The 26709-nt window shown below is 43.5% G+C and carries 22 protein-coding genes; 3 read left to right on the plus strand and 19 right to left on the minus strand.

All coding sequences use genetic code 11. From position 1 onward, the window contains the following. Positions 1–88 precede the first annotated feature (88 nt). From VF500_RS05265 to VF500_RS05295, 7 genes are all read right to left on the minus strand, one after another. Entirely contained in the window at positions 89–1225 is a 1137-nt protein-coding gene (locus VF500_RS05265; RefSeq protein WP_330858669.1) for a SusE domain-containing protein, read from the minus strand. Positions 1226–1269: 44 nt separating this feature from the next. Continuing rightward, positions 1270–2895: a RagB/SusD family nutrient uptake outer membrane protein gene (locus VF500_RS05270; protein ID WP_330858670.1), complete on the minus strand. Its 1626-nt coding sequence runs from the start codon at positions 2893–2895 to the stop codon at positions 1270–1272. Positions 2896–2906: 11 nt separating this feature from the next. Next, complete coding sequence (locus VF500_RS05275) at positions 2907–6248, minus strand: TonB-dependent receptor (RefSeq protein ID WP_330858671.1); 3342 nt, start codon at positions 6246–6248, stop codon at positions 2907–2909. 258 nt (positions 6249–6506) lie between these two features. Further along, on the minus strand, positions 6507–7475 hold the full coding sequence (locus VF500_RS05280) for a FecR family protein (protein ID WP_330858672.1): 969 nt from the start codon (positions 7473–7475) through the stop codon (positions 6507–6509). Between the two features lie 71 nt (positions 7476–7546). Continuing rightward, entirely contained in the window at positions 7547–8140 is a 594-nt protein-coding gene (locus VF500_RS05285) for an RNA polymerase sigma-70 factor (RefSeq protein ID WP_330858673.1), read from the minus strand. Between the two features lie 371 nt (positions 8141–8511). Next, entirely contained in the window at positions 8512–9312 is an 801-nt protein-coding gene (locus VF500_RS05290; protein WP_330858674.1) for a polysaccharide biosynthesis/export family protein, read from the minus strand. 33 nt (positions 9313–9345) lie between these two features. Beyond that, positions 9346–10506: a DUF1972 domain-containing protein gene (locus tag VF500_RS05295; RefSeq protein ID WP_330858675.1), complete on the minus strand. Its 1161-nt coding sequence runs from the start codon at positions 10504–10506 to the stop codon at positions 9346–9348. Between the two features lie 370 nt (positions 10507–10876). Between VF500_RS05295 and VF500_RS05300 the strand changes: the two genes are divergently transcribed. Next, complete coding sequence (locus VF500_RS05300) at positions 10877–11542, plus strand: acyltransferase (RefSeq protein ID WP_330858676.1); 666 nt, start codon at positions 10877–10879, stop codon at positions 11540–11542. A gap of 3 nt (positions 11543–11545) precedes the next feature. On the opposite strand, the gene VF500_RS05305 is transcribed toward VF500_RS05300, so the two are convergent. From VF500_RS05305 to VF500_RS05345, 9 genes are read right to left on the minus strand one after another with little or no spacing between them, the layout of a single operon-like run. Further along, positions 11546–12121 carry an acyltransferase gene (locus tag VF500_RS05305; RefSeq protein ID WP_330858677.1) on the minus strand — a complete coding sequence of 192 codons (576 nt, stop codon included), beginning with the start codon at positions 12119–12121 and terminating at the stop codon, positions 11546–11548. A 49-nt stretch (positions 12122–12170) separates the two neighbouring features. Continuing rightward, positions 12171–12887, minus strand: coding sequence for an acyltransferase (locus VF500_RS05310; protein WP_330858678.1), 717 nt, complete (start codon positions 12885–12887; stop codon positions 12171–12173). After that, entirely contained in the window at positions 12838–14010 is a 1173-nt protein-coding gene (locus VF500_RS05315; protein WP_330858679.1) for a glycosyltransferase family 1 protein, read from the minus strand. The genes VF500_RS05310 and VF500_RS05315 overlap by 50 nt, the downstream gene beginning before the upstream one ends. Before the next feature lies 1 nt (position 14011). Beyond that, positions 14012–15310, minus strand: a complete 1299-nt coding sequence (locus tag VF500_RS05320; protein WP_330858680.1) for a glycosyltransferase family 4 protein — start codon at positions 15308–15310, stop codon at positions 14012–14014. Positions 15311–15313: 3 nt separating this feature from the next. Beyond that, entirely contained in the window at positions 15314–16084 is a 771-nt protein-coding gene (locus VF500_RS05325; protein WP_330858681.1) for a glycosyltransferase family 2 protein, read from the minus strand. Between the two features lie 12 nt (positions 16085–16096). Next, complete coding sequence (locus tag VF500_RS05330) at positions 16097–17371, minus strand: hypothetical protein (protein ID WP_330858682.1); 1275 nt, start codon at positions 17369–17371, stop codon at positions 16097–16099. Then, on the minus strand, positions 17359–18015 hold the full coding sequence (locus tag VF500_RS05335; protein ID WP_330858683.1) for an acyltransferase: 657 nt from the start codon (positions 18013–18015) through the stop codon (positions 17359–17361). The genes VF500_RS05330 and VF500_RS05335 overlap by 13 nt, the downstream gene beginning before the upstream one ends. 13 nt (positions 18016–18028) lie before the next feature. Continuing rightward, entirely contained in the window at positions 18029–19390 is a 1362-nt protein-coding gene (locus tag VF500_RS05340; protein ID WP_330858684.1) for a lipopolysaccharide biosynthesis protein, read from the minus strand. Between the two features lie 47 nt (positions 19391–19437). Then, complete coding sequence (locus VF500_RS05345) at positions 19438–21840, minus strand: GumC family protein (RefSeq protein WP_330858685.1); 2403 nt, start codon at positions 21838–21840, stop codon at positions 19438–19440. A 356-nt stretch (positions 21841–22196) separates the two neighbouring features. Here VF500_RS05345 and VF500_RS05350 point away from each other — a divergent pair, with 356 nt between their 5' ends. Beyond that, complete coding sequence (locus VF500_RS05350; protein ID WP_330858686.1) at positions 22197–22595, plus strand: hypothetical protein; 399 nt, start codon at positions 22197–22199, stop codon at positions 22593–22595. 15 nt (positions 22596–22610) lie between these two features. Here VF500_RS05350 and VF500_RS05355 read toward each other — a convergent pair whose 3' ends face one another. The 3 genes from VF500_RS05355 to VF500_RS05365 are packed head-to-tail and all read right to left on the minus strand — an operon-like array spanning position 22611 to position 26307. Next, complete coding sequence (locus VF500_RS05355) at positions 22611–23699, minus strand: hypothetical protein (RefSeq protein ID WP_330858687.1); 1089 nt, start codon at positions 23697–23699, stop codon at positions 22611–22613. A gap of 6 nt (positions 23700–23705) precedes the next feature. Then, positions 23706–24557 carry a methyltransferase domain-containing protein gene (locus VF500_RS05360; protein ID WP_330858688.1) on the minus strand — a complete coding sequence of 284 codons (852 nt, stop codon included), beginning with the start codon at positions 24555–24557 and terminating at the stop codon, positions 23706–23708. Next, positions 24550–26307 carry an FAD-binding protein gene (locus tag VF500_RS05365; protein ID WP_330858689.1) on the minus strand — a complete coding sequence of 586 codons (1758 nt, stop codon included), beginning with the start codon at positions 26305–26307 and terminating at the stop codon, positions 24550–24552. Before VF500_RS05365 ends, VF500_RS05360 begins: the two co-directional genes overlap by 8 nt. Before the next feature lie 123 nt (positions 26308–26430). On the opposite strand from VF500_RS05365, the gene VF500_RS05370 reads away from it, so the two are divergent. Further along, on the plus strand, positions 26431–26709 hold a 279-nt coding region (locus tag VF500_RS05370; RefSeq protein WP_330858690.1), incomplete at its 3' end, for an NUDIX hydrolase.

Genomic DNA, 26709 nt, shown 5'->3' on the forward strand with positions numbered 1-26709 from the left:
TATTGAATAGCTTATTTTTCATAAAATATCTTTTATCATCAACCTGCCGCCATGCGTTTAACAGCATAGCGGCAGGGCGTGGTTAATATTATTTAACAGTAACAATGTGGGTGTAAGCAGCTGCATCAGCACTAAAATCAACTACGATATCGGCGTTGTGATTGTCGGCTGCCCCGGTAAACTTAAAACTGAAATCATACTGCGAATCGTTCACAGGCACCATATACCAAAATGATTTGGCCGTATTGGCATCCGGGCGACTGTTATCTGAGTTTTTACTACCGTAAAACTGAACGGAAGCATTACCGGCTGCATCTTTTAAGGCAAAGCGGAATTTATAACGCTCATCCCTACCCCATGACTCCTGGTGGAAAACGATAGAAGCATTATCAATTTCCCATTTACCACCTGCTTTGTAAGGCAGCGGGAACCAGACTTTATTATCGGCAGCAAACCAAAGACCAACCTCGGTTACTTCGGTTATAGTAGCTGATGCCGAAGTAAAATCGACTACAATACGCTCAACCTTAGTAGCCCCGGTTACGGTGGTAGCCCCATCTTTCAGCAGTTTGATGCCATCTATTGAATAAGTAGCAGGTGTGCCTGTGTTACGTTCGGCGAAGTGATAGGTACCCGCTTTTATTGATGTCCAGGCTTCAAATACACCAGCGGCGGTCTGTTTAAAGTGTACGGCTTTACTTAAGTCTTCACCACCTTCAGTAGCTGAACCGGTTAGGTACAGATCGGCAGGAATATCGGTAAAGCCGGCCGCACGCTGAACTTCAATAATGCTTGAAGTAGTTGCCTTAACCACGTTAATGCCTTTTGATGACATTACTGTCCATTTCAATTTACCGGTAGCCTGCGGCTGGATCCCGGCCAAATCGGCCACCTTATTCAGGTCTTTATACGAGATGGTAAGTTTGTTGTATAAACCATTAGCATCCGAAGGAATAGTATAAATCGGTTTCGAGAAATCGCCGCTTTCTTTATCAAAAGCCACTTCATATAAAACCAGGCCGTTGTCTTCGGCATGAGCTTCGGCCCATTCAAAAGTGGCCGAGCCAGTTACCGGCTCCAACTGAATGAATTTGTTATTTGCAGGAGCAAACAGGTTGTTTACTGCCGATACCTGAGTATGCTGCAAGGTTTTATCCTTTTTACAGCCTGTTACCATTAAAATGGTTATGATGCCCGCCATAAGGCAGTATGTAATATTTTTCATGATCGTAATTGATTATAATGTCTTTTTTATAAATAATTATTGATTTACCAGCCCGGGTTTTGAGTTAGGTTAGGGTCAACGGCACGCTCATCGCGCGGTATTGGCCACAGGTAGTTTTTACCCTTGTCAAAAGTGCGCAGGTTAGCCCTGATGTAACCGTTATCAACCGATGCAGGACCATACTTGGCTCCGTGAGCCCAGCCGTTCAACACCGTTTCGGCAGTATGCCAGCGGCGGATATCAAATACCCGCAGGCCTTCCATAGCCAGCTCTACACGGCGCTCATTGCGCACAATATCTCTTAAGTTGGCCTGTCCAGCTGCGCTGAAGTTCAATGCAGGAGCATCGGTAAAGCCGGCACGGGTACGCAGTGCTTTGATGGTTTTATCCCAAACACCGGCATCCAGCTGGCCAAGTTCATTTTTAGCTTCGGCATACATGAGCAACACATCGGCATAACGGATCAGGATCAGGTTTAAAGCAGATTGAAAATTTACGGCAGATGAAGGGTCGTAATATTTACGGGTATAATAAGCGGTTGGCGAGCTTACCTTACCCGGCGCATACTCGTCAGGCTTAGTAGCACCCGGATCGTCGCCCGGTTTGGTATAAATAACCTGAACGCTGTTATCCGGCTTTTTCCATTTATAACCGTTGTACACAACCGTATTGGTAAGCCTTGGATCACGGTTTACATAGGGGTTATTTTCGTCATAACCAGAACCGGCATCGGTGATCTTTTTACCGTTTTCCATCAGGTAGCTGTCAACCAGTTCCTGGGTTGGGGCGAGAGCATTTAAACGGGCACCAACCGCAAGCGGCGCCATGTCAAAAAAGTTGCTGTATGTGCGCACATCCGGAACAAATTCCAGATCAAAGATCACCTCGCTATTGTACTCATTTTGCGGCAAAAACAATCCCTCGTATGATGGGAACAGGCTATAGGTACCATTGCTGTTATCATTCATCAGCTTTTCGCAGGTAGTTGCCAAATCCTGCCAGCGGCTTTCATATAGCAGCACCCTTGCTTTTAAGGCTATAGCAGCACCTTTGGTGATCCGACCTCTGTCGGCATCTTTATAAGCGGTATTAACCGGTAAATCAGTTGTGGCGGCATCAAGCTCTTTCAGTACAAAATCAACTACCTGTGCTTTTGGGGTACGGGCAATGCTTTTTGATTGATCAATGCTGATGTCTTTATCAAACAAAGGCACATCGCCCCACCAGGTTTCAAGCATAAAGTAATGGAAAGCCCGGATAAACCTTGCCTCAGCTTTCATGCGGGCTTTGAGCGTTGCATCCATGGCAGTTACCCTGTCTACATTCTCTAAAAAGATGTTACAGGTTTTTATACCGCTGTAATGGAAGCCCCACTCCTGTTTGATCCGTCCCAATGATGGATCGTAAGTACCTGCAGCAAGCGATGCCGCACCCTGGTTATCTCCACGACCATTGTACGCATTATCCGACGCTCCTTCATTATAGAAGAAATAGTCGTTGCTAAACATTTGCGAGTAGGCTGTATTAAGAACTGCAGTGGCCTTTTCGGTGGTTGTCCAGAAGTTGCCATCGGTAAACTTATTGGTGGGCGCCAGATCGAGCTTTTTACAGGCCGATATACTGGCCAGTAACACTAAAAAGGCGGTTTTATATGTCGAATATTTTTTCATGATGGATAGTATTATAGGGTAACATCTAAACCAAAACCATAGTAAATTGGCGTTGGGTAAGCACGAGCACTGTTAGCGCCCCCTGCCCCCAGGTTGCTGTTAAATTCAGTCGATTCAGGATCGATAAACTTCACGCCCGAAAACGTAAGCAGGTTTTGGCCCGATACATAAGCCCTCAGTTTTTGTAAGCCCAGCAATTTTGCCCATGCATTTGGAAGTGTATAACCCACCTGTACGTTTTTTACGCGCAGGTACTTACCATCAAACAAATACATATCTGAACCGCGCCTGAAGTTGTTTTCGTTTGATTGACTGCCGCTGGCCGCAAGCCTCGGGAAACGGGCATCCGGGTTTTGAGGTGTCCAGAAATCAAGCTCGTGCTGATAGATAACCTGCGAATAGTTTACGTGAAAAGGTTCAACCTGCTCACCGCGGATAAACATACTGCGTTTACCTACACCCTGTAAAAACAGGTTAAAGTCAAACCCTTTGTAACTTACATTATAAGTAAACCCAAAAGTTAAGCGCGGGAATGGGCTACCGAAAACAAACTTGTCGTTATCATCAATTACGCCATCGCCATTAACATCCACATAACGGTTATCGCCCGGTGATACGGTTAAGCCGGTTGGTTTAGGTCCGTTTTTAATATCATCCAGGTTTTGAAAATAACCATCACGTTTTAAAGCTACATATGAGCCTATAGGCAAGCCTACGCGATTGATCACCTGCATCTCATCATAGCTTTTCAGCTGATCACCGCCTTCAAGGTAAAGCACCTTGTTTTTGCTGTCGGCCACGTTGAAGCTAAAAGAGTGCTTAAAGTTTTGCGTAGTGAGGTAGTAGTTAACTGTTAGCTCCCAGCCGTGGTTTTGTACTTTACCCGCGTTGTAGCTTGGCAACCCGGCACCAAACGTTCCCGGCACAATGGGCGGCAGCAGGATATCGCGAGTGGTTTTATTAAAGTAGTCTATAGCAACAGTTAAACTATTTTTCAGGAAACCGGCATCAACACCTATGTTAAGTGTTGCAGCACGCTCCCACCGAAGATCGGGATTGGCAAAGGATATGGCTGTGCCACCCACACCCGAGTTGTTAAAGCCATAGGCATTTTGGAAGGGGCCGTAAGTACGCAGATACTGGTAATCGCTAACGCTTTGGTTACCCAAAATACCGTATGATGCACGCAATTTCAGATCGCCGATATTGTTACGGTAGTTTTGCATAAACCGCTCTTCGGTAAGGCGGTAGCCACCCGATACCGACGGGAAGAAAGCACCGCGGTTTTGAGGTGCAAATTTTGACGAAGCATCTACACGAAAATCAAACTCACCGTAATACTTATTTTGGTACGAATAGTTTGCCCTGCCAAATAATGAATTAAGGCTTGTTTCGGTAGTTCCGTTATTAGATGCTGATGAAGTAGCCGGATCAATAATAGTACCGGTGGTTGGTGTTCCTAACTCTGGATCGGTATATTTAAGGTGGATGCTGTTTTGCTTAGCCGTGGTAGATTCGTTAGCCACACCTACCAATACGTCAACATTGTGCGATTTGTTGAAAGTTTTGGCAAACTCGGCCAGTAACTGCGTATTGGTGAACAAGGTTTTGTTATTATCATCATTGGTGTTACGATCTGCCCCGTAAGTTCCGGATGGATAAAAATTCACCTGCTTAACGCGGGTAAACTGGTGATCGGACAATAACCTGCCACCAAAAACAGCTTTCAGTTTAAAATCTTTGGTAACCGATAGTTCGGCATTTAAGTTGCCCAACAGGTTATCATCATCATGGGTACGGTAGCCGCCCTGCTCCAATATACCCAGCGGATTAAATTCCGTTAATACATCGTTAGTGAGGTAGCGGCCCTGATCATCTTTAATTTTATAATAGGTTGGTGTACGGCCTGCATCAACAATTAAAGTGCCGGTATTGTAGGAATGTTCCCTGATCTCAGAGCGTGAATAGGCAAGGATACTTGTGAGCTTTAACTTACCGTAGTTGCTGGTTAGGTTCATGCGGTAGTTATAGCGCCTTAAACCATAATCAGGCCCAACAAGATTGCTGCGCTGATCGGTTACCCCGGCAGATACCAGGAACGAGGTGGTAGCATTACCGCCCGTTAAGCTCAGGTTATGGCTTTGCTGCCATGAATCTTTTAAAATGGCATCTAAAAACCATTGCTGATCGCCCTGCTGTTGAAAGTTCCTGATATCCTGCGGACTATAAATTGGCTGTAAACCGGCATTAACCATAGCCTCGTTACGTAAAATGGCATTTTCATAACTGTGTACCGGTTTATAACCCACATGCGGCGACTGGATACCGGCTTGTCCGTTATAATTTACGGTAGTACGCGAGTTATTTTTACCTTTTTTGGTGGTAACCAAAATAACCCCATTGGCCGAACGCGAACCATAAATAGCTGCCGAACCGGCATCTTTCAATACCGAAACACTTTCAATATCCAGAGGATTAAGCAGGTTGATATCGCCACCGGTAATACCGTCAATAACCACCAGGGGCGTGTTATCATTAAGTGTACTTACCCCGCGAATGTTCACGTTGGCATAGGCTCCGGGTTCGGAGCTGGTTTGTTGTATAATAAGATTGGGCGAGGTGCCCTGTAAAGCCTGCGTTAAGTTTATGGAGGGTTTTGATTCAATTGCTTTTGCACTAATCTGATCTACCGCACCTATCACGTTTGAACGCCGCTGGGTACCATAACCTACTACCACCACCTCGTTAAGTGAAGTACGTTCGGGAACCAGCTGCACATTTATTGTGGCTTCATTGCCAATAGGCTGCTCTTTAGCTGCATATCCTATAAAGTTAAATACAAGGGTTCCATTGGCATCCGGCACATCAATAGTATAATTACCATTAATATCGGTTACCGTGCCTATGGTGGTGCCTTTAACCCGCACGCTTGCGCCGGGTATAACTAAGTTGTTTTCGTCGGTAACTTTACCTTTAATTTTGATGGGTTGCCTGGGACCATGCTCAATCCCTCCCGTATTGCTTTCAATCTCGGGCTTTTCATCAATAACAATAACATCGTCAATGACCTTATAGCTGAGGTTAAAGGGAGTCAATACCTGATCAAGTACTTCCTTTATACTTTTGTCTTTAACCTTAAGGCTTACAACATAAGTTGGTTTAAGTACATTATCGGCGTAAGCAAATTTGATATGCTTTTCGTTCGAGATCTTATCCAGCGCATCGGTTAGTTTGGCATTTTTAAGCTTGAGCGTAACCGATACCTCCAGGAATTTTTGCCCGAACGAGTTGTTTGCCACGGCCGTAAAGCACATGAGGCAAACAACAAAGCAGACAAGCGAGGTAATTTTCATTAATATTAATACATGACGAATTACTCCATTTGAAAATAGAGATATATTCATAGATTTGAGAAAATTAAAGTGTTTGAAATTCAAGTGTTTCGTTCTGAATTGGACCTCTAAACGCTGCACTTATTAATAACCCGGCATTTTAGTTTAACCCTGTCAAAATCCCTTTTGAGCAGGGTTTTTTAATGTATTTATGTTATCATAGCTTGTTATTTAGGTTAACTGATAATTGGTATATCTCTTTTATTAATTGGTTTTATGTTAGCACCCCCGCCCCTTTAGCTGGTAAACCGAGCCTTTTTGCACCGCCTTGCCTTTTACCAGTTTCGAAATGATCTTCATGATGTTTTCCAGCGAAACGTTGGTGAAATTAGCCGTAATAGAGCATCGCACCAGGTTAACATCGGCCTTTACGGTTACATTGAAATGGCGGTTAATGGTGTTGAGCACCTCGGTCAATGCCATGTTTTTAAATACCAGCTCTCCGTCCTTCCAGCTGCTTAATGCGTTCACATCAACCTGTTTATTTTTGGTGACCGATAAGCCATCTTTATTAAACACAACCTCTTCGGCAGGGGTTAAAAATGTGGTTGTACTTTTAGCCCTACCAGCAGGTGTAACCACCCCTACCTTGCCGCTCAAAACATCAACCTTAATAAAGCGTTCGCTAGCGTAGGCTTTTATATTAAAACTGGTACCCAATACCTGCGTGCTCACCTGCCCGGTGTGTACAATGAAGGCTTTGGTTGGGTCATGGGCAACATCGAGGAAAGCCTCGCCTTCAAGCTTAATTTCGCGTTTTTCGCCTCTGAAAGTTTCAGGATAGGTAAGCTTACTGCCTGCATTTAACCATATTTTGGTACCATCGGCAAGGGTAAAATTTACGGTTTGCCCGTTAGCAGCAACCAATTGCTTGTTGGCGATAGGATCCAAACGATCAAGCAGGGCATAACGATAATGATAGGCTGCCGTTATTGAAATACATAAACCCGCGAGAAGCGAGGCAGCAACCATCCATTTTTTCGATTTACCAGGGTTCTTCTTCTCTGCATTATCTAAAGCAGCATTGATCTTGCTGTATACACCATCGGCATTAAATTCCACCTCATCACCGGCTTCGTTTTGTACGTTGCTGAGATCAAGCTCATCGAAATACTTATTTACAAGCTCTTCCTGCAAATGCCTGTCATTTGCACCGGATTGTTTTTTTCTGAAAGGGAACTTTGCCATGGTTTATAATTGCAGGATGCAATAAACCGGGGTACCCCCCAAAGCAATTGAAAATATTTTTTGGCGAGGGTTTATTTACCAAACATATGCAGCAACAGCAGCGCTACTACCGATGGCAGATAATCAGTTAAACCGGTACGCAAATACCGTAAAGCAATAGTGATCTGGTTTTCGACAGTTTTTATGGAGATGTTTAGCCGGGCAGCTATTTCTTTATTGCTGAGATATTCCTTACGGCTCAGGGTAAAGATCTGTCTGCATTTTTCGGGGAGTTGTGCCACGCCATCTTCCAGTAAATGAGCAATATCATCCTGAAACAGCTTACTATCAGCCGAATATTTTTCAACCAGTGTTTCAATCACAGCAAGATCAACAGAAGCTTTTTTAGTGCGCAGATAAAATAACACCCTATGCCTGATGGCTACTTTAAGGTAGGCTTCAAGCGAAGTAATGTTTAATTGATTACGCTTTGTCCACAGGTCGATAAATAATTCCTGTACCAGGTCTTCACAAACATCCTTATCCCTGAAAAGGTTATAAGCGGCGTAAAACAATTTCGACGAATATTTATGGTACAGAATTTCAAATGCCTTACGGTCATCAAGCCTTATTTGCTCCAATAGCCGGGCATCAGGCCACATTTGATATTCCTTTTCGTGGACCATAAGTGGGCAGTAAATCGGTTTACTGATTGGTGAGGCATATTTACAAGAAAATTTTTAAATAAAAAAACTTTTAAATATTCGCCATCTGTAAACATGGCTAACCTACCGATATTTTTTGTCAGTTCATTTATTCAATTGTCTCAAACGAAAACGCCCGGCAGCAATTGCCGGGCGTTGAAAGATTTTAGAAGTTGTTTAAAATTGATGAAGGTTGTTTGAGAAGTTTTTACGTAGAGACGCATCACATGCGTCTCCCGTAGGCCAAGCCGCCGTGTAATCATCAACTCCAGAATTTGCATGCGGGAGACGCATGTGATGCGTCTCTACATTTTAAAACAATTAAATTCAAACGGCGTCTTAAGAAATGAGCCCTACTTTATCGTTGTTATAATAAGTGCCGAGTTAAGCAGCAGCAATATAGGCTGTATCAAGGTCGAAAAATTCTGCAGTTTTTCATTCCGTAACGATTTCCTGTTTTGCTCAATATATATAACATCGTTGTTTTGCATCATCATGGCCGGACTTGATAACGAGGCTACATCGCTCAGATCCACCTCCATGATCTGCGGGTTAACTATCCCGCCGCGTACAATTTTAACCCGTTTTTCATTCCCTTTATCGGTAATGCCGCCGGCCTCGCCAAGCATATCAATTAAACTGGCATTATCCTTAATCAACTGATAATTACCCGGCCGCCTTACTTCGCCAAGTACCGTAACTTTAAGGTTAATGATCTTGACATCAATAATGGGATTTTTGATGAGATTTTTGCCGTACAGGTCCTGAATTTTATTGGCCGCTTCCAGCCTTGATAAACCATCAACCTTTACCCGGCCAATCACCGGCAGTGCAACGGTACCATCTTCGGCCACTTCATAACTTTGCCCCACAGCAGCAGCACCGCCACCTGATGACGAAGGAGCCGCACCTGCTCCTGTCGGGATATCATCAACTATGTATTTAATGTTTTGCAGGTTACGCACCTGCAAAACATCCTGCGGCTTTATTTTATATACCTCCGCATTACCTGTGAAGCCAGCTATCGGCGAGGTTGCATCTTTCTTTTCAAGGAAAGCCTGATTTTGTTTGTAAGAACATGAGCTGCAAAAACTCAGCATCAAAAACGCCACTAAAATCAATTTAAATGGCAGGGGGAAATTACAGTTGATCATTTTTTTATTGGGGGAATAAAATTGGGTTGTTGTTTAAGCGTTCTCCAGAAATAGTGCAACTTCCATTTTTCCTGGTAGTACCGGTTGTGTTTTTACAGTGTCCAGTTTTATGCTTTCGAAATGGCTGGCATAAGAGTTCACTATATTTTCACAGGTATAAACCGTTTTGATCTTATCCGTATTATTGACCAAAAAGTGTTCATATGCCTTATCATTCTTGTTTACAGCCCGAAGATGTTCGGCTACGTCCATAGCTGTACTAAAGTAAAAGGCATCGTCCCCAAGCACCGCGCGGTTAAATTTATTATCGTGCGAACAAACAAGGCCATTTGAAGCCATAGCCTCAAGTAAAGAGGGGTTTGTACCGCCAACCGTATGCCCGTGGAAATACAGGTTTGAATAGTAACGCAGGTTGTTAAGCTTCCCCATATCATAAACACCGCCCACAAACCTTATTTTATTAAAAGGTGCGAATTTCAGTTTCAGATACTCGCCAAAATCATTGGCTGTATTACCAACCACCAGGAATGGCCTGTCCCTGTCGGCTCTTACCACGCCGTCAAGTATAGTTTCAATGCTGTTTTCGGGTTCCATCCTTGCAATCAGCATATCATACCCATGAACCTTAATATCATAATCCTCCAGTATTTCCAGGCTTGGGTTTTCAAACAGTCCGGCACCGTAAGGGATAAATGTCGCTTCCTTTTTATACTTGTTTGCCAGATAACGCTGTATCTCGGGCGAATCGGCTATGAGGTGGTCGCTGTGCTTCACGGCAAGCTTTTCGGCAAAGTGCAAAAAGCGCTGTACCGGCTTTGAATATTTAGCCCGTTTCCATTCCAGCCCATCCATGTTGGTAGTAACTACCGAATTGCGAGGAAAAAGCCATGACCAAACCGAACTGCTGGTATAGCCTAACTGGAGTATAATATCAAAATTGCTTTTCCGCAGATCCCTGATACAATTAAGATCGTAAAAAAACTGACCTATGGTACCCAGCTTACATTCGGGATCATAACAATGCCGTATCTCAACGCCATTCCATTCCTTTTGCTGGTACGGATGATTATGCGAGTTGTAAACCACAACTTCATAACCCTTTTTTACTAAACCAACCGATAAATATTCGGCACATTGTTCAAAACCACCGTAATGATTTGGGATACCTCTGGTTCCGATAATAGCAATACGCATAAGCCAAAATTTTGATATTATATAAATATTAGTTTTTAATATATTAGCTTTAATAACCGTTTTAAAGTCCGGCTCAAGAACTAACGAATGACTAATATTACGCACAAAAAGGCAATTTTGATACTTTTTGAAGGTACATGAACGGAATGAACGGGATGAACAGATGTGAACAAAACAAACAGCAATAAAATAATAAATCCATAATAATACTATTATAAAGTTATTATTTAACAAGCATTTTATGTATCTTTAGCCCTCTGCAAACCAAAGCTCCGGGGTGCTGATTTTTAACATGAGGGGCTGGACTGGAGATTGAGAAATAAGTATGTATATTTAAATAAGTTCACAGCCATTTAACCTTATTTAATAAATGAGCAAAACACTAAAACTGCTTTCGCGTATCAACCTGAAAACCATTGTTTTTAATTTCAAATACTTTCCGTTTAAAACAGCCATAAAGCTGCCGGTTTTAATTTCAAACAACATTTATCTTCACGAAACAAAGGGAAAGATCACCATAAACGGCCCCATCAAAACTGCACTGATACAAATTGGTTACGGTAAAGTTGGGATCTCTGATTTTAAAAGGGCCCGGGGTGTTTGGCAAGTTTTTGGAGAAGTAGTTTTTAACGGTCGCGCCTTCATTATGCACGGCTGTAAAATAAATGTTGGCGAAAGCGGGCAGCTCATTTTTGGCGAAAACTTTAACATGAGCACCGAGTGCGCCTTGGTGGCCGAAAAGAAAATAACCATTGGCAACAATAGCGGCATTAGTTGGGAAAGCCTGGTAATGGATACCGACTTTCATCATATTTTTGATGAAAACGGACAGGTTTTTAATCACCCCAAAGAGGTTGTTATTGGCGATAATGTTTGGGTGGGCTGCCGTTGTACGATTTTAAAAGGGGCCAACTTACCAAACGGAAGTATCATTGCGGCCGGATCATTAGTTACTAAAAAACTGGTTGGGGAGAAAAGTATTTTTGGCGGGAACCCGATGCGGGTGCTTAAAGAAAATATTACCTGGAAATATTGATCATCAGATAATTGGCAAAATAGCATCGCCCAGATCATAATTCAGATGTTCGTTCCTTTTGGCGATAGGTTTAGCGGGCACCCCGCCCACTACCGTGTATGGTGCAACATCACGGGTAACAACGGCGCCGGCAGCAACTACAGCCCCCTCACCAATAGTAACACCCGGTAAAATTACCGCCCGCGAGCAGATCCAGGCATAGTTGCCAATGGTAACCGGGGCACCGGTTTGCGCAAAGTTACTATCGTTATAATCATGATGTAAAGTCCAGATCATCACCTCGTTACTCAGGTTAACATTATCACCGATAGTTAAACCGCAACGCGCATCAAGCAATGCCCCGTGACCAATAACTGAACTATTCCCGATGGTTAAAAGCCGTGGCCGCCTTACCTCAAACCGGCGATAAATACCGGTACGCTTACCCACTTTTGCTTTCAAAACACGTAAACAAAAGATCCGCAGGGTATGAAAAGGGAGATAACCGATTATACCACAGATCATATAAATAAAAGAACCCTTTAATTTTTCAAACGGCGTTGCCACAACAGCTGGCGCTTCGTCTGTTGATACATGCATTATATTTTGTTCGGTTATATTCATGTCGAATCGAAATTCTTTTATAGTGCTATGCCACCTTGCCTACACTGATCACCTTACGGTTTTTCAAAACTTTTCCCGGTACACCGGCCACTACCGAATCATTATCAACCGACCGGGTAACCACGCTCCCGGCAGCTATTACGCAGCCATTACCTATAGTTACCCCGGCTAAGATGATAGCCCCGGCCCCTATCCAGCAATCGTTTTTGATGATCACCCCGTCACGGGATACGCCCTGATCTTTAATATTCAGGTTAAGATCCGAGAAATTATGATTTTCAGAAAATACCTGCACCCCCGGACCAATGATCACATTATCCCCAATTTCAATGCCGCCCTGTCCGCCGAGGTAAGCGCCGGCATTGATACCCGTGTTATTACCTATGCTTATGCCTTTACCTTTTTGCGATATAATTCCGGTGCCCACCAATGTGCAATTGCGGGCAATAGACACATTGTCTTTTACCATTATACCATCATATGAAAGGGCATTGATGAATACATTATCCTCGATAATCAGGTTTTTACCGGCCGAGAAAAGGTAAGCATGCCTTATTTTCACATTCCGGCCTATAAAAAGCAGACCTTCAACATGTTTCAAAAACAGGCGCGTATATCCGCCCCGCATTATCTGGCCAAACCTGCCTGATAAGATTACCCCCATATCTCTGAAGGTATACTTGCTTTCCCATTTATAATCGGGGTTGCGCTTGAGCTTCCGAATAATTTTCTCTACCAGCATAAGCTTCAGTAATTAAGGTTAATATTTCGTTCGCGGCTTTTGCCCATGAAAATTTGCGTGCCTGGGCAATGCCCTGGTATACTTTTTCATTATACAAAACCGGGTCGGTTAAAAGCAATTCAATTTCAAGGGCAATTTCACGTTCGTCATCAGGGTTGGCATAAAGGGCTGCAGTTCCGCAAACCTCGGGCATAGCCGTTCTGGCTGAAACCACAACCGGAACACCACATTGCATGGCCTCAAGCGGGGGTAAGCCAAAGCCCTCGGCATATGATGGAAAACAAAACACCTTTGCCCGCGCGTAAAGTAAATGCAGATCGGCCTCCGGTACATGCCCGGTAAAAATTATATAGTCCACAAGCTGTTTTGCAGCTATGTACTCGTCAAGTTCAGGATAGACACCGCGTTCTCCGGCTATAACCAGCTTCAGATCAAACTTTTTCAGCATATTTAACGCCCTAACCAGGCCGGTAAGGTTTTTGCGAATATTTACCCTGCCAACATACAGCAGGTAATTTTCGGGCAGATTGTATTTCGCTTCAAGGGTTATAATATCATTTTCATTATAAGCATGAAGAGGCCTAAAAGCTCTGTTAATTCCGTGATAAACTACATTGATCCCCAACGGAGCATTTATGCCATGCTTTTGCATGCGCTCTTTTTCACAATTGGATATGGTAATAATCTGATCTGCCTTAGCCGCAAAACGGACCATCTGTTTAAAGTATGACACCTCCGTTTTGGTATAGTATTGCGGATAATCAAGAAACAGCACGTCATGTATATAAGCTATTTTTAAAGCTCCGGTAAGCCACGCACTGCCAAAATTCTGAAACAGCACCACTTCAATATTATACAACCATGTCATTAACGGAACAAGGAACAGGTTTGATAATAAATTGGGGATACCAGGCAAAAAGATGAGTTTTACATGGGCTGGAAAATGTGTCTGGGCCCTGGCCTTGTTTTTACTTACCAGGAAAAGACATAGTTCAAAACGATCATCATCGGCGCGAATAATTTCATCCACCAGGTTTTTTACCACCATGTGACCGCTCGGCGGACCGTCAAAATACCACTTTGCATCTATTCCAACCCGTATTTTCAAGTCCCGGTTACTCATATTATAAAACAATTAAGTTTTCATTGGCTACCAGGTAAGCTGCACTCTGCTCGTGCAACCTGATGGCTTTTGTATATATATCATCCAGCGTATCCAAGCGTTTATCCCACTTAAAAGCGGCGGCATAGGCAATTGTGGTTTGCGCCAGGATTTTTAACAACTGGGGCTTAGCAAGCAGCTCGTTCAAGTTTGCTGCTATGCTTTTTACCATTACCGGGTATTCATCAACCTGAACTTTAATACCACATTTACTGCATATTACATCGCCCATGCCATGATGATCAATAGTAAGCGAAGGAACACCGCAGCTCATGGCTTCAAAAACCACGGCAGGGTTATCCTCCGCTATGCTGGTAATGATGTGCAGGTGAGATGCTGCCATCATACTCATGGCTGCGGTACGGTTTAGGTGCCCATGCCATATAATTTTATCCTGTAAATCCAATTTGGCAGCGTACTGCTTTAGTTTACCGGTAAGCGGCCCGGTTCCCAGCACATTAAGCTGCCAGTTTTCATTTTTTACATAAGCCAAAGCATCAAGACATAGCTGCAGGTTTTTCCGCTCGATGTGGGTGCCGCACCATACCAATTTCACGATATCACTGTCAAACTTTGTTTCGTTCAATGATATTTCGCCTATGATACCCTGTTCAGACAGGTAATAACTATCACGGCCGAACCTGTTCGAGATAGTTTGCTGCCCGGTTTTAGTTGCCGAGATCAATACATCAGCTTGTTCAAATGCTTTCTTTATGCGTGGCGAATAGCCAAGCTGTACCCAGTTAATGATATTTTTAAGCGTGAATTTAATCCGGGTGGTCAATGGTTTATTCCGCATTAAACGCTCATCAATAACCATCATCCCGCCGATAGGCCCCCATACTGTTGGTTTACCCAATTTGTATAAAAAACCAGGTTCGCGGTAGCCGATAGGGCCGAGCTGATGTACAACATCAATATCAACAGTTTCCAGTAGTTTTTGAGCAGCCTTATATGCTTCCTTTTGCCATAAATAATAGGCGAAGTAAAAGAACCAACCCAAACCTGCTTTATTGAGCAGGTTAATGGTCCGGGCAAAAAAACCAGGCTGTACCTCAATAAAAGTCACATTATCAACCTTGTTTTCTAACAAATACCTACGCATGGTTTGTGTGTCGCCCATATGATCGTCAGACATGCCATAGAGCACCCATAATTTGTGCCGCGTAGAAAGGTTCATGACCGTATTCCAGGCGGCGCCGTATTCTGAACCTTTACTGGGCGATATTGCATAAGCCGATATAAGTATATTTTTATTCATATGCTATGCTTGTAAAGTCATTGGTTTTCTGAAGGGATCTTTATAAAAAAACCGCCAGCGCAACCGGTTCAGGTAATTAAACAGGTACGATAACAGATAATCAAACCCGCGAAGGTGCCTGCGCATTACCTTTAGCTCTTCACGGTGCATTTTAGCTGTATCGTTACTCACGCCATCAGTACGCATGTAGGCGATCACTTTATTGATATATTTTATGCTGTAACCAAATCTTTTGATCCGTAAAAACATATCAAAGTCCATAGCTATCCGCAGCCCTATATCATAGTTCCCCACGTTGAGATATACACTCCTCCGAACAAAACAGCTCGGGTGCATAATGTACATCCCGAAGTTAAGCCAGCCAACCTTGCTTTTTTTATCGCGCTCGGTACCGTTACCACCTATCAACCTGATATTACCGCAACACACAAAATCATCCTTTGATATATTGAGCATCATGTTCTCCACAGCATCCTCAGCGTACCAGTCGTCGGCATTGATCATGCCTATCCACTCGCCATTGGCCATTGAGATGCCCTTGTTAAATCCATCGCCAATGCCTTTATCAGGCTCGCTTATAAAGCGATCTATCCGGCTGCGGTATTTTTCGATGACCTGCAGCGTACCATCTGTGGAACCGCCATCGACAATGATATATTCCAGGTTTTTATAAGTTTGGTTGATAACGCTTTGTATAGTACCCTCAATGGTATTTACAGCGTTGTAAACAACCGTGACAATGGTTACTTTTTGCGGTTTGTAAATTTGCTCCATATCCTATCTTTATTAAATATTTAAACCTGCCAATTGAAATTCTGCAACCTGCTGCCTGATCTTTAATTTGTGCATCAGCACATGTACGTTCAGGTAGCTGTAACCAAGCAATACCATAACTATGCTCATTTCCATATTAAAAAAGGCCGTTACGATATAATTGGTAAGCACCAAACTCAACACGCAACCAATAATAAGAGCCGAAAAAATGCGAATGACCGGCTTGCCCTGCACATCGGCATATGAGCGCCATTTGGTTACGATGAGGCCGAAAAAAATGCTCAAATAAACCAATACGCCAACGGCCCCTGTTTTTACCAGGATATAAAGCCAACCATTATGCAAAACCGGGATATACTGAAAATCGGCATCCTCGCCCAGGTGTACGAATGTTTTTAAGTCGATAAGCTTGCCCAGGCCACCAAATACCCAATCGCGCAAGCCTCCGTCCAGGTAGCCTTTAAAGGCCATGAATGATTCGTAGCCATGGTAGCGAAGGTTGATATCCTGTTCGGTATTGAAATTACCTACGCTCACTTCGTTAAATGAGCCCATGATCTTGTTCAGGAATGTACTGTCTGAACTTACGCTTACCGTAATAAAAGGGACCACGATAACAAACAGCCCCAGCAAAAATATCACCGGGAAGACCCATACCCGCTTTACCCTGTCGGCAATAAGCAACAGCACGAAACACAGGGTAATAATGAGATAGGTGCGCGATGCAAACATGTAAATACCGAAGCCATTGATACCTAAAAACAGCCTGAACAAATTGTGCTGGAACAGCCTGACATCAAACTTCCAGGTAAACAATAAGCAGGCAAATGCTATTGGCGGCGCAGGCGTGCCCACAATACCGATAGCGTAATGGGCCGAATAAGGATCTGTTAAAGCTCCTACCCCCATGTATGATATCGAAATACCTGTAACAAGAATAGAAACCAGCACGCCGGCTATAACAACCGTTTTCAGGAACAGTTCAACATCAATGCGCCTCGCCAGCATAATACCTGCAAGCGTGAATAGTATCGGTATCGAGAAATAATAAAAATCTTTAAAGATTAAGTAAGTGCTGTTTTGATAACCGGCTATTAAACCCAACATGGCAGGTATAAATAAAACAGCAAATACCCCGGCCATTTTGATAGCGGCAAACTGGTGCTTTACAGGGGGCAAAATAATAAGCACAGCCAGCCCCAGTACAGGTGCCTGCATGTGGAAGAACGATGCCAGCACCATCACCAAAAATAAAAGGGCGTATACAGTTTGATTTACCTGCTGCATGTTTCCAACTCCATTTTATAAGTATCACGTATATAAACCGCGGGGTTCCCGGCCCAGATCTGCTCATCAGGAATACTCTGAAAAACTACTGAACCGGCCCCCACTATCGAATTTTTGCCGATGGTTACCCCTTTCAGTATAGTTGTATGCCCGCCTATAAAAGCCCCGTCTTTAATGATCACTGGCTTGGTGCGCAATCCATCCAGGCGTTCGGGGATATCATTACGGGCTTCGGCATACAGTGAATGAAAATCGGTATCATAGATCACGGTATTGATCCCTATTTTCACATGGTTGCCTATCTTGATCTTATCGTGGCAAATGAAGGCTACCGAGGTGCAGCCTACATGGTCGCCAATACTTAACTCCCCTCCGGCTGCTACCACGAAATAGCATTGCTGCTGCCGCCCACCCATGGCATGGTATTTACCGCTGTTAAACCAGAATTTTTTGCCGATAGTAAACTTCCCCTTCATATTAATATCAAGGATAGGGATGCCGTAACCGGTGAAATCTTTATGATAGTCTACATTGTTTAACCAGAATTTAAACGTAGTTACCACATGCGAATAGCTTCGGGCCGACTTAAAGTAAATCACCCTTAAGGCCCTGTAAAATTTCCTGATGATATAACTTGGTGTCATTTTACTGATCTCCTTATTTGTTAAATACCCCGGTTGCCGTACGGTTAATAATGCGATTGGTCTGGCTTGAAAACACAATACCCATCACCACAAAAATGATGGCATTAGCCAGCGGAACGCCTGCCACACCGATAAGCTTGCCCAAAAAGATAGATAACGGAATATTAATTACCGATGTGGCTATCCCCAGGTACAGCTGTAGTTTTATTTTACCTATGCCATTCAGAAACTGCACATGGATAGCCTGCCATATCAGCGTTATAATGTAAATGCACATGGCTATGGAAAGGCTCAGCGGCACCGAAATGCTTTTACCTACCCACACATCATACAGCCAGGGCGATAGCGCTGTGAGCGCCACTGTACACAAACTAAGGCCAAGCCAAAGCTTGTTTATTTTAGTAAGCGCATTTTTGATCCACTCGTACTCGTTTTTAGTGTAAGCCTCTGTAAACGCGCTCCAGAAAGGCGTAATCACCACCACAAAAAACATCAGCACTACCGAAAACAATTTATAGGCGATATTGAACGTAGTAACCTCCTTGGGGCCAAACAACTGGGTGATAACAATATTATCCGACTCGTACATCACCAGGGCACAGATCTGGATAATGAAAAACGTACTCCCAACGCCAAGCATTTGCTTCGCGCTTTTAAAATTTACTACGCTGATGGCGGGTGCCAGTAACCTGTAATCGCCTTTAAATATTAGCATACTTCCCCCAAGCATTACTAACAAAGGCACACCCGCCATCACCATCACCAGCCAGGTTAATGAACCCGGCACCAATTTCATCAATATTAATATGGCCAGTAGCGAAAGCACCTGTCCAACAAGATTTAGCTGTGCTGTTTTTGCCGGCTCCTGGTTGGCAGCCAGCACGGTATTAATGAGCTGTACCACAAACTGAAAGCAAAAGAAGCCGAATATGATGAGTACAATTTTATTCAGATAGCCGCTGCCATCATCAGGTACATTTAAAATGCTTGTCCATTTGATATAAGGATTAACAAAGTAGAAAACCGCGAACATGAGCAGCCCGATAACACTCATAATGGCATAAGTTGAGCTGATGTAAACCCGGCCCTTTTCGGGCTCATTTAGGGCTATGGCCTGCGCCAGTTTATTCTTGAGGCCATTACCCAAACCCATATCAAACAAGGCAGCCCAGGTTATCAGCGAGCTTAAGGTAAGCCAGATACCGTATTGGGTAGGATTTACGTACCTGATGGTAAGCGGGATCATGATCAGCGTAATAGCCACACTTCCACCTTTCAATACTATTGAACGGAAAATATTCTTCCGCGCCCTTACCGAGCGTTCGTGTCCTTTGTTAAAAAAACGGCTAATACCAACTGTTAATACCTGCAACATAAAATGGGGTTTAGGGGGATTTAAAGCAGATCAAGAAGAATCTTATTTTACCAAACGTTCATTTTTATTTTCCGGAGCCAGTCTGCCACCTTGCTGCTGCTATCTTCATCAGGTGAGCCGTAACCATAGCTGCCATAGCCGTGTCCGTAGCCTGTAATGGTATTGGTACGCATTTCAATATCATTCACTATCAGGTACATGTGCTTGGCTTTTTTGGTGCGATGCAGATCATTTACAATACCCAGCTGTGTTTTGAGGGTATAATTTTGCCTTACCACATAAAAAGTAACATCAACAAACTCTTCAATGATGAGCGCGTCAGATACCAGGCCTACCGGTGCGGTATCGATGATCACGTAATCAAACTTTTTCTTCAGGTCATTGATCAGCGTTTTAAGCCTTTCGTCCATCAGCAGCTCGGCCGGATTAGGCGGTACGGGGCCTGAAGATATGTAGAAGAAATTTGGGTTACTTTCAAATGGCTTAACAAGACAGTCGACACAGCCTTCGGGCGATATTACATAGTTTGTGAAGCCATACTCATCTTTCATACCACCTATGTTTTTAAGCAGTTTGGGTTTGCGCAGATCAAGCTCAAGCAACACAACCTTTTTGCCTGTAAGCGCTATGGAATTACCCAGGTTAAGCGAAATGAATGATTTACCCTCGCCGCTCATGCTTGAGGTGAACATGATCACGTTTGATCCTTTTTTATTATCCGTAACGTACTTTAAACTGGTACGCAGCGCCCTGATCTCTTCAGCCACCGTTGAGCGTGCGTCGTTATAAACCAATGACTTTGAACGCTTATCACCGCGGCTTATCTCGCCAAATAAAGGCACGCTGGTATGTTTATCAATATCGGCCTTAGTGTTGATGCGGGTGTTCAGCAACTCTTTAACACTAAGCCCAGCTGCCGGGATACAGATCCCGGCAATTGCGCCAATAAGATACAATAGTGATTTTTTAGGTGCGAAAGGTTTTTCGTCGGCATCGGCATCATCCAAAATACGGCAGCTGGAAAGTGTTGCTGTTTGCGATATAGCCGTTTCCTCACGTTTTTGCAGCAGGAACAGGTACAAATCCTGTTTAAGGCTTTGCTCACGTGCATAATCCAAATAGATGCGCTCTTTTACCGGTGCGTTGGTAATTTTATCTTCAATGGTTGCGTTTTGTTTTTTAAATGCCGATTGTGATACCTGCAGACTATTGCGGTAATTGCTGAGACTGGTTACCAATGCCTGGCGGGCCAGTTCAATTTGCTGATCGAGGTTTTTGATGATCACGCTGTTGTCGGTAAGTGTCATCCGTAATTGCTCCTTGCGCAGCAGCATTTCATTATAGCCGTTTATGGCAGTACCAAAGGCCATATCCTTGGTAATTAACGAGCTTGGCACTACCTGCGGGTTACCGGCATCGTTTACATATTTATAAAGATCATTGGCAATGGCCAGCTGTACCTCGTTATCATTCAGTTTACTTTGGTATGAATTAGCGCCTTCAATCAGCGCTTTTGATTGCGCGTTGATATCCGAGATCTTGTTTTGAACTTTGTATTGCTCCAGGTTCTTTTCAACCTTACCCAGCTCTGCACCAACAACTACCAGGCGTTTGTCAATAAACTTCATGGTGCTATCGGCAATGCGGATCTTGTTGGCCAGGTTATTTTGCAAATAAACGTCCATCAGCTTCTGGAGTATCACCCGCCCGCGTTCCGGGTTATTGTAGCTCAGGTTTAGGTCAATAACGGTGGCTTGCTTGTCATCCAAACCAACGCCAAGGTTTTCATCCAGCTCTTTTTCAATTTGTTTAGGGGTTTGGATCCTGATCTTATATTCGCCTTCGGGTTTAAAGTATTGCGTTTTGTGGAAGGTTAAGTTATACTGCCGTAAGCTTATCGGTTTATCAAAAGTACCGGTAATCCCCTCCGACTCTTTATCATTTGCCAGCCTGAATGTATTGCTGTTCAGTACCTCTAAAGTATAATTGGCCAGCACAAGCTTATCGGTTTTGTAGCCTATATTGATTTTAAAAGGACTGTCGTCAAACACCTCGGCTTTGCGGAAGCCGTTATTATCATAAATATGGATGTTAAGATCGAGCAGATACACCACCCGCTTAAGGAGGCTCCGCGATTTAAGTACCTTAACTTCATTATCGGCATTGCTCTTGATATCGAACAACGAAGCCAGATCAGAATTTACACCGTTAGTAAGGGCCTTGGTAGGCGAGTTTTTTTCGTCCTCAACAATAATTTTGCTGCTGACATTCCATTTACTTGGCTCGTACTGGATGTATATAAAAGTAGCAACAACGCATACTACTATACCAAGGCAGAAAAGGTACCAGTAATTAAGGCAGATGGCGACGAGGCTTCGGACATCGCCGGGGGCTTCCTCCTTTTTGTAAACAAAATCGAGCTTGTCAGCTAAAAGGTCCAATTTATCCATATCAACATTTTATTAAAATGCCAATAATCATGATAAAGCTATCAGTTCCATAAGTAGAAATAATAAGCAGCTCAATGATCAGGGCAAAATTTATGTGCTACTAATTTGACCGAAAGTTAACTCACAAAAGCCGTTTTATATTGATAATGAACGGTTATGAACAAAGTGAACGATGAATGAATAATGAACGAAATGAATGATTGAAGTGAGAGATCAGAGGTTTCTGGTTAGAGATCAGGTTGTATATCCCACCATATAATACATATGAAAATATTATTATAAAGATAAAACATTACCTAAATCTTAACAATAGGTTACCTTTCTGATGTCGGGGTATAAATAATAAAATATAAGCCATGGCTAAAATTGTAATGGATGAGAGAAAATGGACATTAGTTGTAATACTATTAATAGTATCAGGCCTTGCCATTTATAACCTATGTAACTATATTGACAGACGATCAGAGCATGCTGTATCATTCAAGAATTGCACTATAAAGTATTATTACATTACCGAAGAGGCAGGATCGGACGGCGATGTAAACCGCGCGGCAGAAAATAGGTTGGCACATTGCCTGTGTAAAAGCTATGAGCACAAGAAAGACACAGCCATTGCCCGGAAGATCATGGAAATTTACCACCAAAATACAAGTGATATTTTCTTCAATACTTCACATCTAAAAAACTACAATAAACTTGATTCGGTAATAAAACATAGGGAAATGGTATTTGATACACTGGTTTTGTTAGATTGAGAAATATCATCAACCTCAATAATCATAAATATGTTCAACGGTGATATGCTGAGCCTGCAATTGCCTTAACAAACCGCTCAAATTACCAACTGTGGTAACCAGTGCTATTCTGTTGATGCCTGGTGTAGTTATAATGGGCTGGGTAAATAACAGTTTAAAATCATCGCTGCTATTTAGCGGTTTACCGGTAAGTACGGTAAGCATAATGGCACCTTTATTACCCGCAATCTCTTCGAAATTAAAACCTGATGAGGCCAGCTTTGATGCCTCGGTATTAAACCGCGCATAACGGGGTAAATCGGCCATAAGCATACCGTTAGCCAGTTTTAACGCTCCCGGAAAAGTAGCTCCACCCTCCGGTATCTTATTAAAAATAACTTTAGTGTTCAATAAAGCTGTACCATAAGCAGATTGCGTACCTAAACCAATAAGCCAGCCGTAACCGCTTTTTATCATGAGCTCGGTAGTGAGATAATATCGCCGCTCAAGCTTACGCAGTATATGCGGCCCCGCAAGCGATATACCTGTCCATAATGTTTTAAGCTGATGATTAAAATCATATTGATACCAGGGCAGGTCTTCAATGAACTTAACATAGCTTTGTTCGTAATCAGCGTTAAATTTATCCTCATCGGTCATGTCGGCTCCGGGCGAAGTATTAGTTACGCTTCCCACAATAGTTTCATAAAACGATTTGATGCTATACTCAACGGTTGTGCTGCCTGCAATAACCATGATCATAACATGATAACCTGTGTTGAACGGGTAATTGCCTTTTATTTGATCGTAAACCACACCATAGCTCCCCCACATCTGATCAACATGCTTCATATACGGAAAAGTGGTGGAGGTATGCGTTTTAAAATAAGCCGCTTGCTCTGCCGGACTAAAAACCAGGAACCACTCAGGGAAAGTGAGAAAAGTTTGATCAGGCGGTCGCACATCTTTTTGCGGCGTAAGCGGATGAGCATTACCGGCAAGCCAGGCCTTATCCACCAACAGCCCCTTCCCGGCGGGGATAGTTGAAGGCTTCCTGTTTTTGATATTGAACACAATAACAGCAAGTACTACCGAAATAAGGGTTAAGATCCTGAGCCTGCGCATATGTGTTTATTTTGTAAATAGCATTAAAGTATTATCTGATGGGTCTTTGTCCTGGAGGATCCGTTTACCGGCATCCTTAAATCCTGCTTTTGATATTATGGTCGCCCATTCATCGGCCGACTTAAAGTTCTTGAAATCCTTTTTTTCAAAGTCGAGGGTTTCATTAAGCCCCACGTTAAAAACTGTATGCACCAGCGAAACAAACGTCGCCATCTCCGCCGACTTAACATCATGATCCCTGATAATAAACGAACCTCCGGGCCTCAGGACGCGGTATATCGACGCGACAAAACCATCAAGCCTGGCTACAGGGCAATGGTGCAAGCCTATGTAACAGGTTACAACATCAACGCTGTTTTCGGCAATTGCACCGATAGGCTCATAACTATTAATATCTATAAAAGTGCCCAGTTTACCCAATTGTCCCCGCTCCATAATATCTCCCGGCGAATTGGTTGGGGCGAGATCATTAATGAGGTAAACAGGACCGGTAACTTTTATTTCTTTTCTTAGCTGGCTGATATACCGGCCTGTTGAGCCTATCTCCACATAACCGTCAATCAGCTTCCTATCACCAAGCAAGCCGAGCGTTTGCCGGGCTATTTCTTTTTTCTGCTTTTTAAGGGCAGGCAAAGCGTAGGTAAGCTCCGAAAGGAAAGGCTTGATAGTTGAAAGCTTACCCTGAACAGCCTTGTATATCTCCTCATCGGTATTGTTTACTGCTATTTCCTGCCTGATAAGCTGGTGAAATTTATCTTCGGGATATAAATGAAATATCACCTGTAAAAAGCGGTAAAAATCGTCGCTCCATTTGGTATCGTTAAATACGGCTTTAAATGCCGATGCAGTATTAGCCATTGTTTTGCATGTTTAAAGGTTTATAATAGGTATCCCACAAAGTATTCCTGAACCGGTTTTGCGGGTCGAGCTTAGCTTTCAGATCGAACAGTTTTTGAGCATTGGGATATGCTTTATGAAATTGACCGGCGGTTGGGTGCACCTGGTAAGGCAGGTAATAAGCCCCGTTAACCCCTATTACGGCATCGGCCAGTTCACGCGTCCATACGGCTACAGCATGCTTCGAGGCTTCATCAGTACGTTGTTTATAGTATACTACAAAAGCAAAAACCTCTTCACGGGCCCAGGCCATATAAGTACCCGGATCGGCTTTGGCATGCCTGATGGAAACGTTAAGCACGTTCACATTAAAGCGGATAAAGATCTCGGCCATGGCAGCTTCAAATTCTTCGAAGCGCTGCACGGGTACAAAATACTCCAATAGCACATAAGTACTATCGGTACGTGAGCGGGGTTCCAGTTCGGCCACATCGTAACCCGCCTCGTAATTACGCCAATGGATCTTTTTACCGCGGAACAGCAAGGGATCAATAATGAACTCGCGCCTCCATTTGCCCAAGGGCGTTTCCGTAAACGACCATAGAAAGTACCGCTCAAGCGGGTATGATTCCTTAAGCGGCATCAACCTGGTTTTAACCGTGGGTTTCTCATCCGTTTCCTGCCAGGTAACCGCACGCAATCTTTTGTACTTAGGCGGATAAATATCGCCATTGTGAAATACAGCTTTCGGATTTTCCCTGATATTTTTGAAGAAATAGGTTTTATATTCTTCAACCCGCATTTTTTTATCAATTCTTTTTATGGCGAGGTTATCGGCCAGTTCAAGCTGTGCCTGTGCAATAATTCCAATGGCGTTGTATCCTCCTATCGCTCCAAAAAACACATCTTTATTTTCGGTAAGGGAAGCATGTACCAGCGAGCCATCGGCCAAAACAACATCAATAGAACGCACCGAAAGTACAACCGGCCCCATACCCATATAGCGCCCATGTGCATTTACGCTTAACGCGCCGCCCACAGTAAAATTGGCATAGGTTTGCATGATCTTAACACTCAGATCGTCGGCATCGATATGCTGCTGAATATCGCACCAGCGCATGCCTGCTTCAACTGTTATCAGCTTTTGTTTTGCTGAATAATCAAGCACCCGGTTCATGCCGCGCATATCAATATGTACACTTTGCGCGCTCGCGGTTTGCCCGCCCATACTAAAGCGGCCTCCCCCTATGGATATAGTCCCCTTGGTTTCCTTTACCATCTGGCACAACTCCTCAACTGATTTGGGCCGTAATATTTTTGAAACCAATACGGGATTAAGGCGCGTAACATCATCAATAATGCGCTCTTCAGTTTTTAAGTGTGGAATTTCCCGGCCGTTATCGTTTTTAAGATAGTCGGCAGCTACGCCCGGCACCGTGCCATAATAATTACCTTCAGGGCTCCCCTTTCTGAAGCCGAGCAAATAAATAAGCCACAGCGGACCAAAAACCGGCACAAGAACAGCCAGCAGCCAATATCCTGAGCGCCCCCTGTCATGCAGGCGCTTGGTTGAGGTTGCTATGATGATCCAAAATAAAAGCGGATAAAGCACAAAGGTTGCCCCCGCACCAATGCCAAACAGCAGGGCATTATATAATATATAAAACGTGCACCAGTAAAATATGGCAGCGGTCCAGTAAACACCGCGTGATATCCGTCCGTTAAAAGTGAAAAGCAGGTAGCTAACAGGTAACTTTTGTTTTAAACGCATTGATCTGGTTAAGGTAAAAGGTACTGGCAGCGCTATATTTTGCCCTACCAATAAGCTAATATAACACGTTGGTTTTAAAAACAAGTATTTGGGCTGGGGAATGTTAATCCATACCTTTGTATTATGCCAGTCACCCAAAATATAAAGGTTGCCGTTGATGCGGTAGTATTTGGATATACCTCGAAGGAGGGGTTGTCCGTACTGCTCATCAAACGCAATATCGAGCCTTTTAAAAATAGCTGGGCATTGCCGGGTGGTTTGGTGGCTGATCATGAATCGTTAGAAGAAGCCATTCAGCGCGAGTTACGCGAGGAAACCGGCGTAAACATCACTTACCTGGAGCAGCTGTACAGCTTCGGCCAGCCGGGGCGCGATCCGCGTAACAGGGTGATCTCCATAACT

It is taken from the genome of Mucilaginibacter sp., assembly GCF_036383575.1.
Lineage (GTDB): Bacteria > Bacteroidota > Bacteroidia > Sphingobacteriales > Sphingobacteriaceae > Mucilaginibacter.

Excerpts from the sequence above, each read along its gene's own strand:
- VF500_RS05300 (WP_330858676.1), top strand. The coding sequence starts at position 10,877 with ATGAGCAAAACACTAAAACTGCTTTCGCGTATCAACCTGAAAACCATT.
- VF500_RS05325 (WP_330858681.1), bottom strand. The coding sequence starts at position 16,084 with ATGGAGCAAATTTACAAACCGCAAAAAGTAACCATTGTCACGGTTGTT.
- VF500_RS05365 (WP_330858689.1), bottom strand. The coding sequence starts at position 26,307 with ATGCGTTTAAAACAAAAGTTACCTGTTAGCTACCTGCTTTTCACTTTT.
- VF500_RS05310 (WP_330858678.1), bottom strand. The coding sequence starts at position 12,887 with ATGCTGGTAGAGAAAATTATTCGGAAGCTCAAGCGCAACCCCGATTAT.
- VF500_RS05290 (WP_330858674.1), bottom strand. The coding sequence starts at position 9,312 with ATGATCAACTGTAATTTCCCCCTGCCATTTAAATTGATTTTAGTGGCG.
- VF500_RS05360 (WP_330858688.1), bottom strand. The coding sequence starts at position 24,557 with ATGGCTAATACTGCATCGGCATTTAAAGCCGTATTTAACGATACCAAA.
- VF500_RS05320 (WP_330858680.1), bottom strand. The coding sequence starts at position 15,310 with ATGAATAAAAATATACTTATATCGGCTTATGCAATATCGCCCAGTAAA.
- VF500_RS05265 (WP_330858669.1), bottom strand. The coding sequence starts at position 1,225 with ATGAAAAATATTACATACTGCCTTATGGCGGGCATCATAACCATTTTA.
- VF500_RS05280 (WP_330858672.1), bottom strand. The coding sequence starts at position 7,475 with ATGGCAAAGTTCCCTTTCAGAAAAAAACAATCCGGTGCAAATGACAGG.
- VF500_RS05315 (WP_330858679.1), bottom strand. The coding sequence starts at position 14,010 with ATGAGTAACCGGGACTTGAAAATACGGGTTGGAATAGATGCAAAGTGG.
- VF500_RS05355 (WP_330858687.1), bottom strand. The coding sequence starts at position 23,699 with ATGCGCAGGCTCAGGATCTTAACCCTTATTTCGGTAGTACTTGCTGTT.
- VF500_RS05270 (WP_330858670.1), bottom strand. The coding sequence starts at position 2,895 with ATGAAAAAATATTCGACATATAAAACCGCCTTTTTAGTGTTACTGGCC.
- VF500_RS05350 (WP_330858686.1), top strand. The coding sequence starts at position 22,197 with ATGGCTAAAATTGTAATGGATGAGAGAAAATGGACATTAGTTGTAATA.
- VF500_RS05275 (WP_330858671.1), bottom strand. The coding sequence starts at position 6,248 with ATGAAAATTACCTCGCTTGTCTGCTTTGTTGTTTGCCTCATGTGCTTT.
- VF500_RS05340 (WP_330858684.1), bottom strand. The coding sequence starts at position 19,390 with ATGTTGCAGGTATTAACAGTTGGTATTAGCCGTTTTTTTAACAAAGGA.
- VF500_RS05335 (WP_330858683.1), bottom strand. The coding sequence starts at position 18,015 with ATGACACCAAGTTATATCATCAGGAAATTTTACAGGGCCTTAAGGGTG.
- VF500_RS05305 (WP_330858677.1), bottom strand. The coding sequence starts at position 12,121 with ATGCATGTATCAACAGACGAAGCGCCAGCTGTTGTGGCAACGCCGTTT.
- VF500_RS05285 (WP_330858673.1), bottom strand. The coding sequence starts at position 8,140 with ATGGTCCACGAAAAGGAATATCAAATGTGGCCTGATGCCCGGCTATTG.
- VF500_RS05330 (WP_330858682.1), bottom strand. The coding sequence starts at position 17,371 with ATGCAGCAGGTAAATCAAACTGTATACGCCCTTTTATTTTTGGTGATG.
- VF500_RS05345 (WP_330858685.1), bottom strand. The coding sequence starts at position 21,840 with ATGGATAAATTGGACCTTTTAGCTGACAAGCTCGATTTTGTTTACAAA.
- VF500_RS05295 (WP_330858675.1), bottom strand. The coding sequence starts at position 10,506 with ATGCGTATTGCTATTATCGGAACCAGAGGTATCCCAAATCATTACGGT.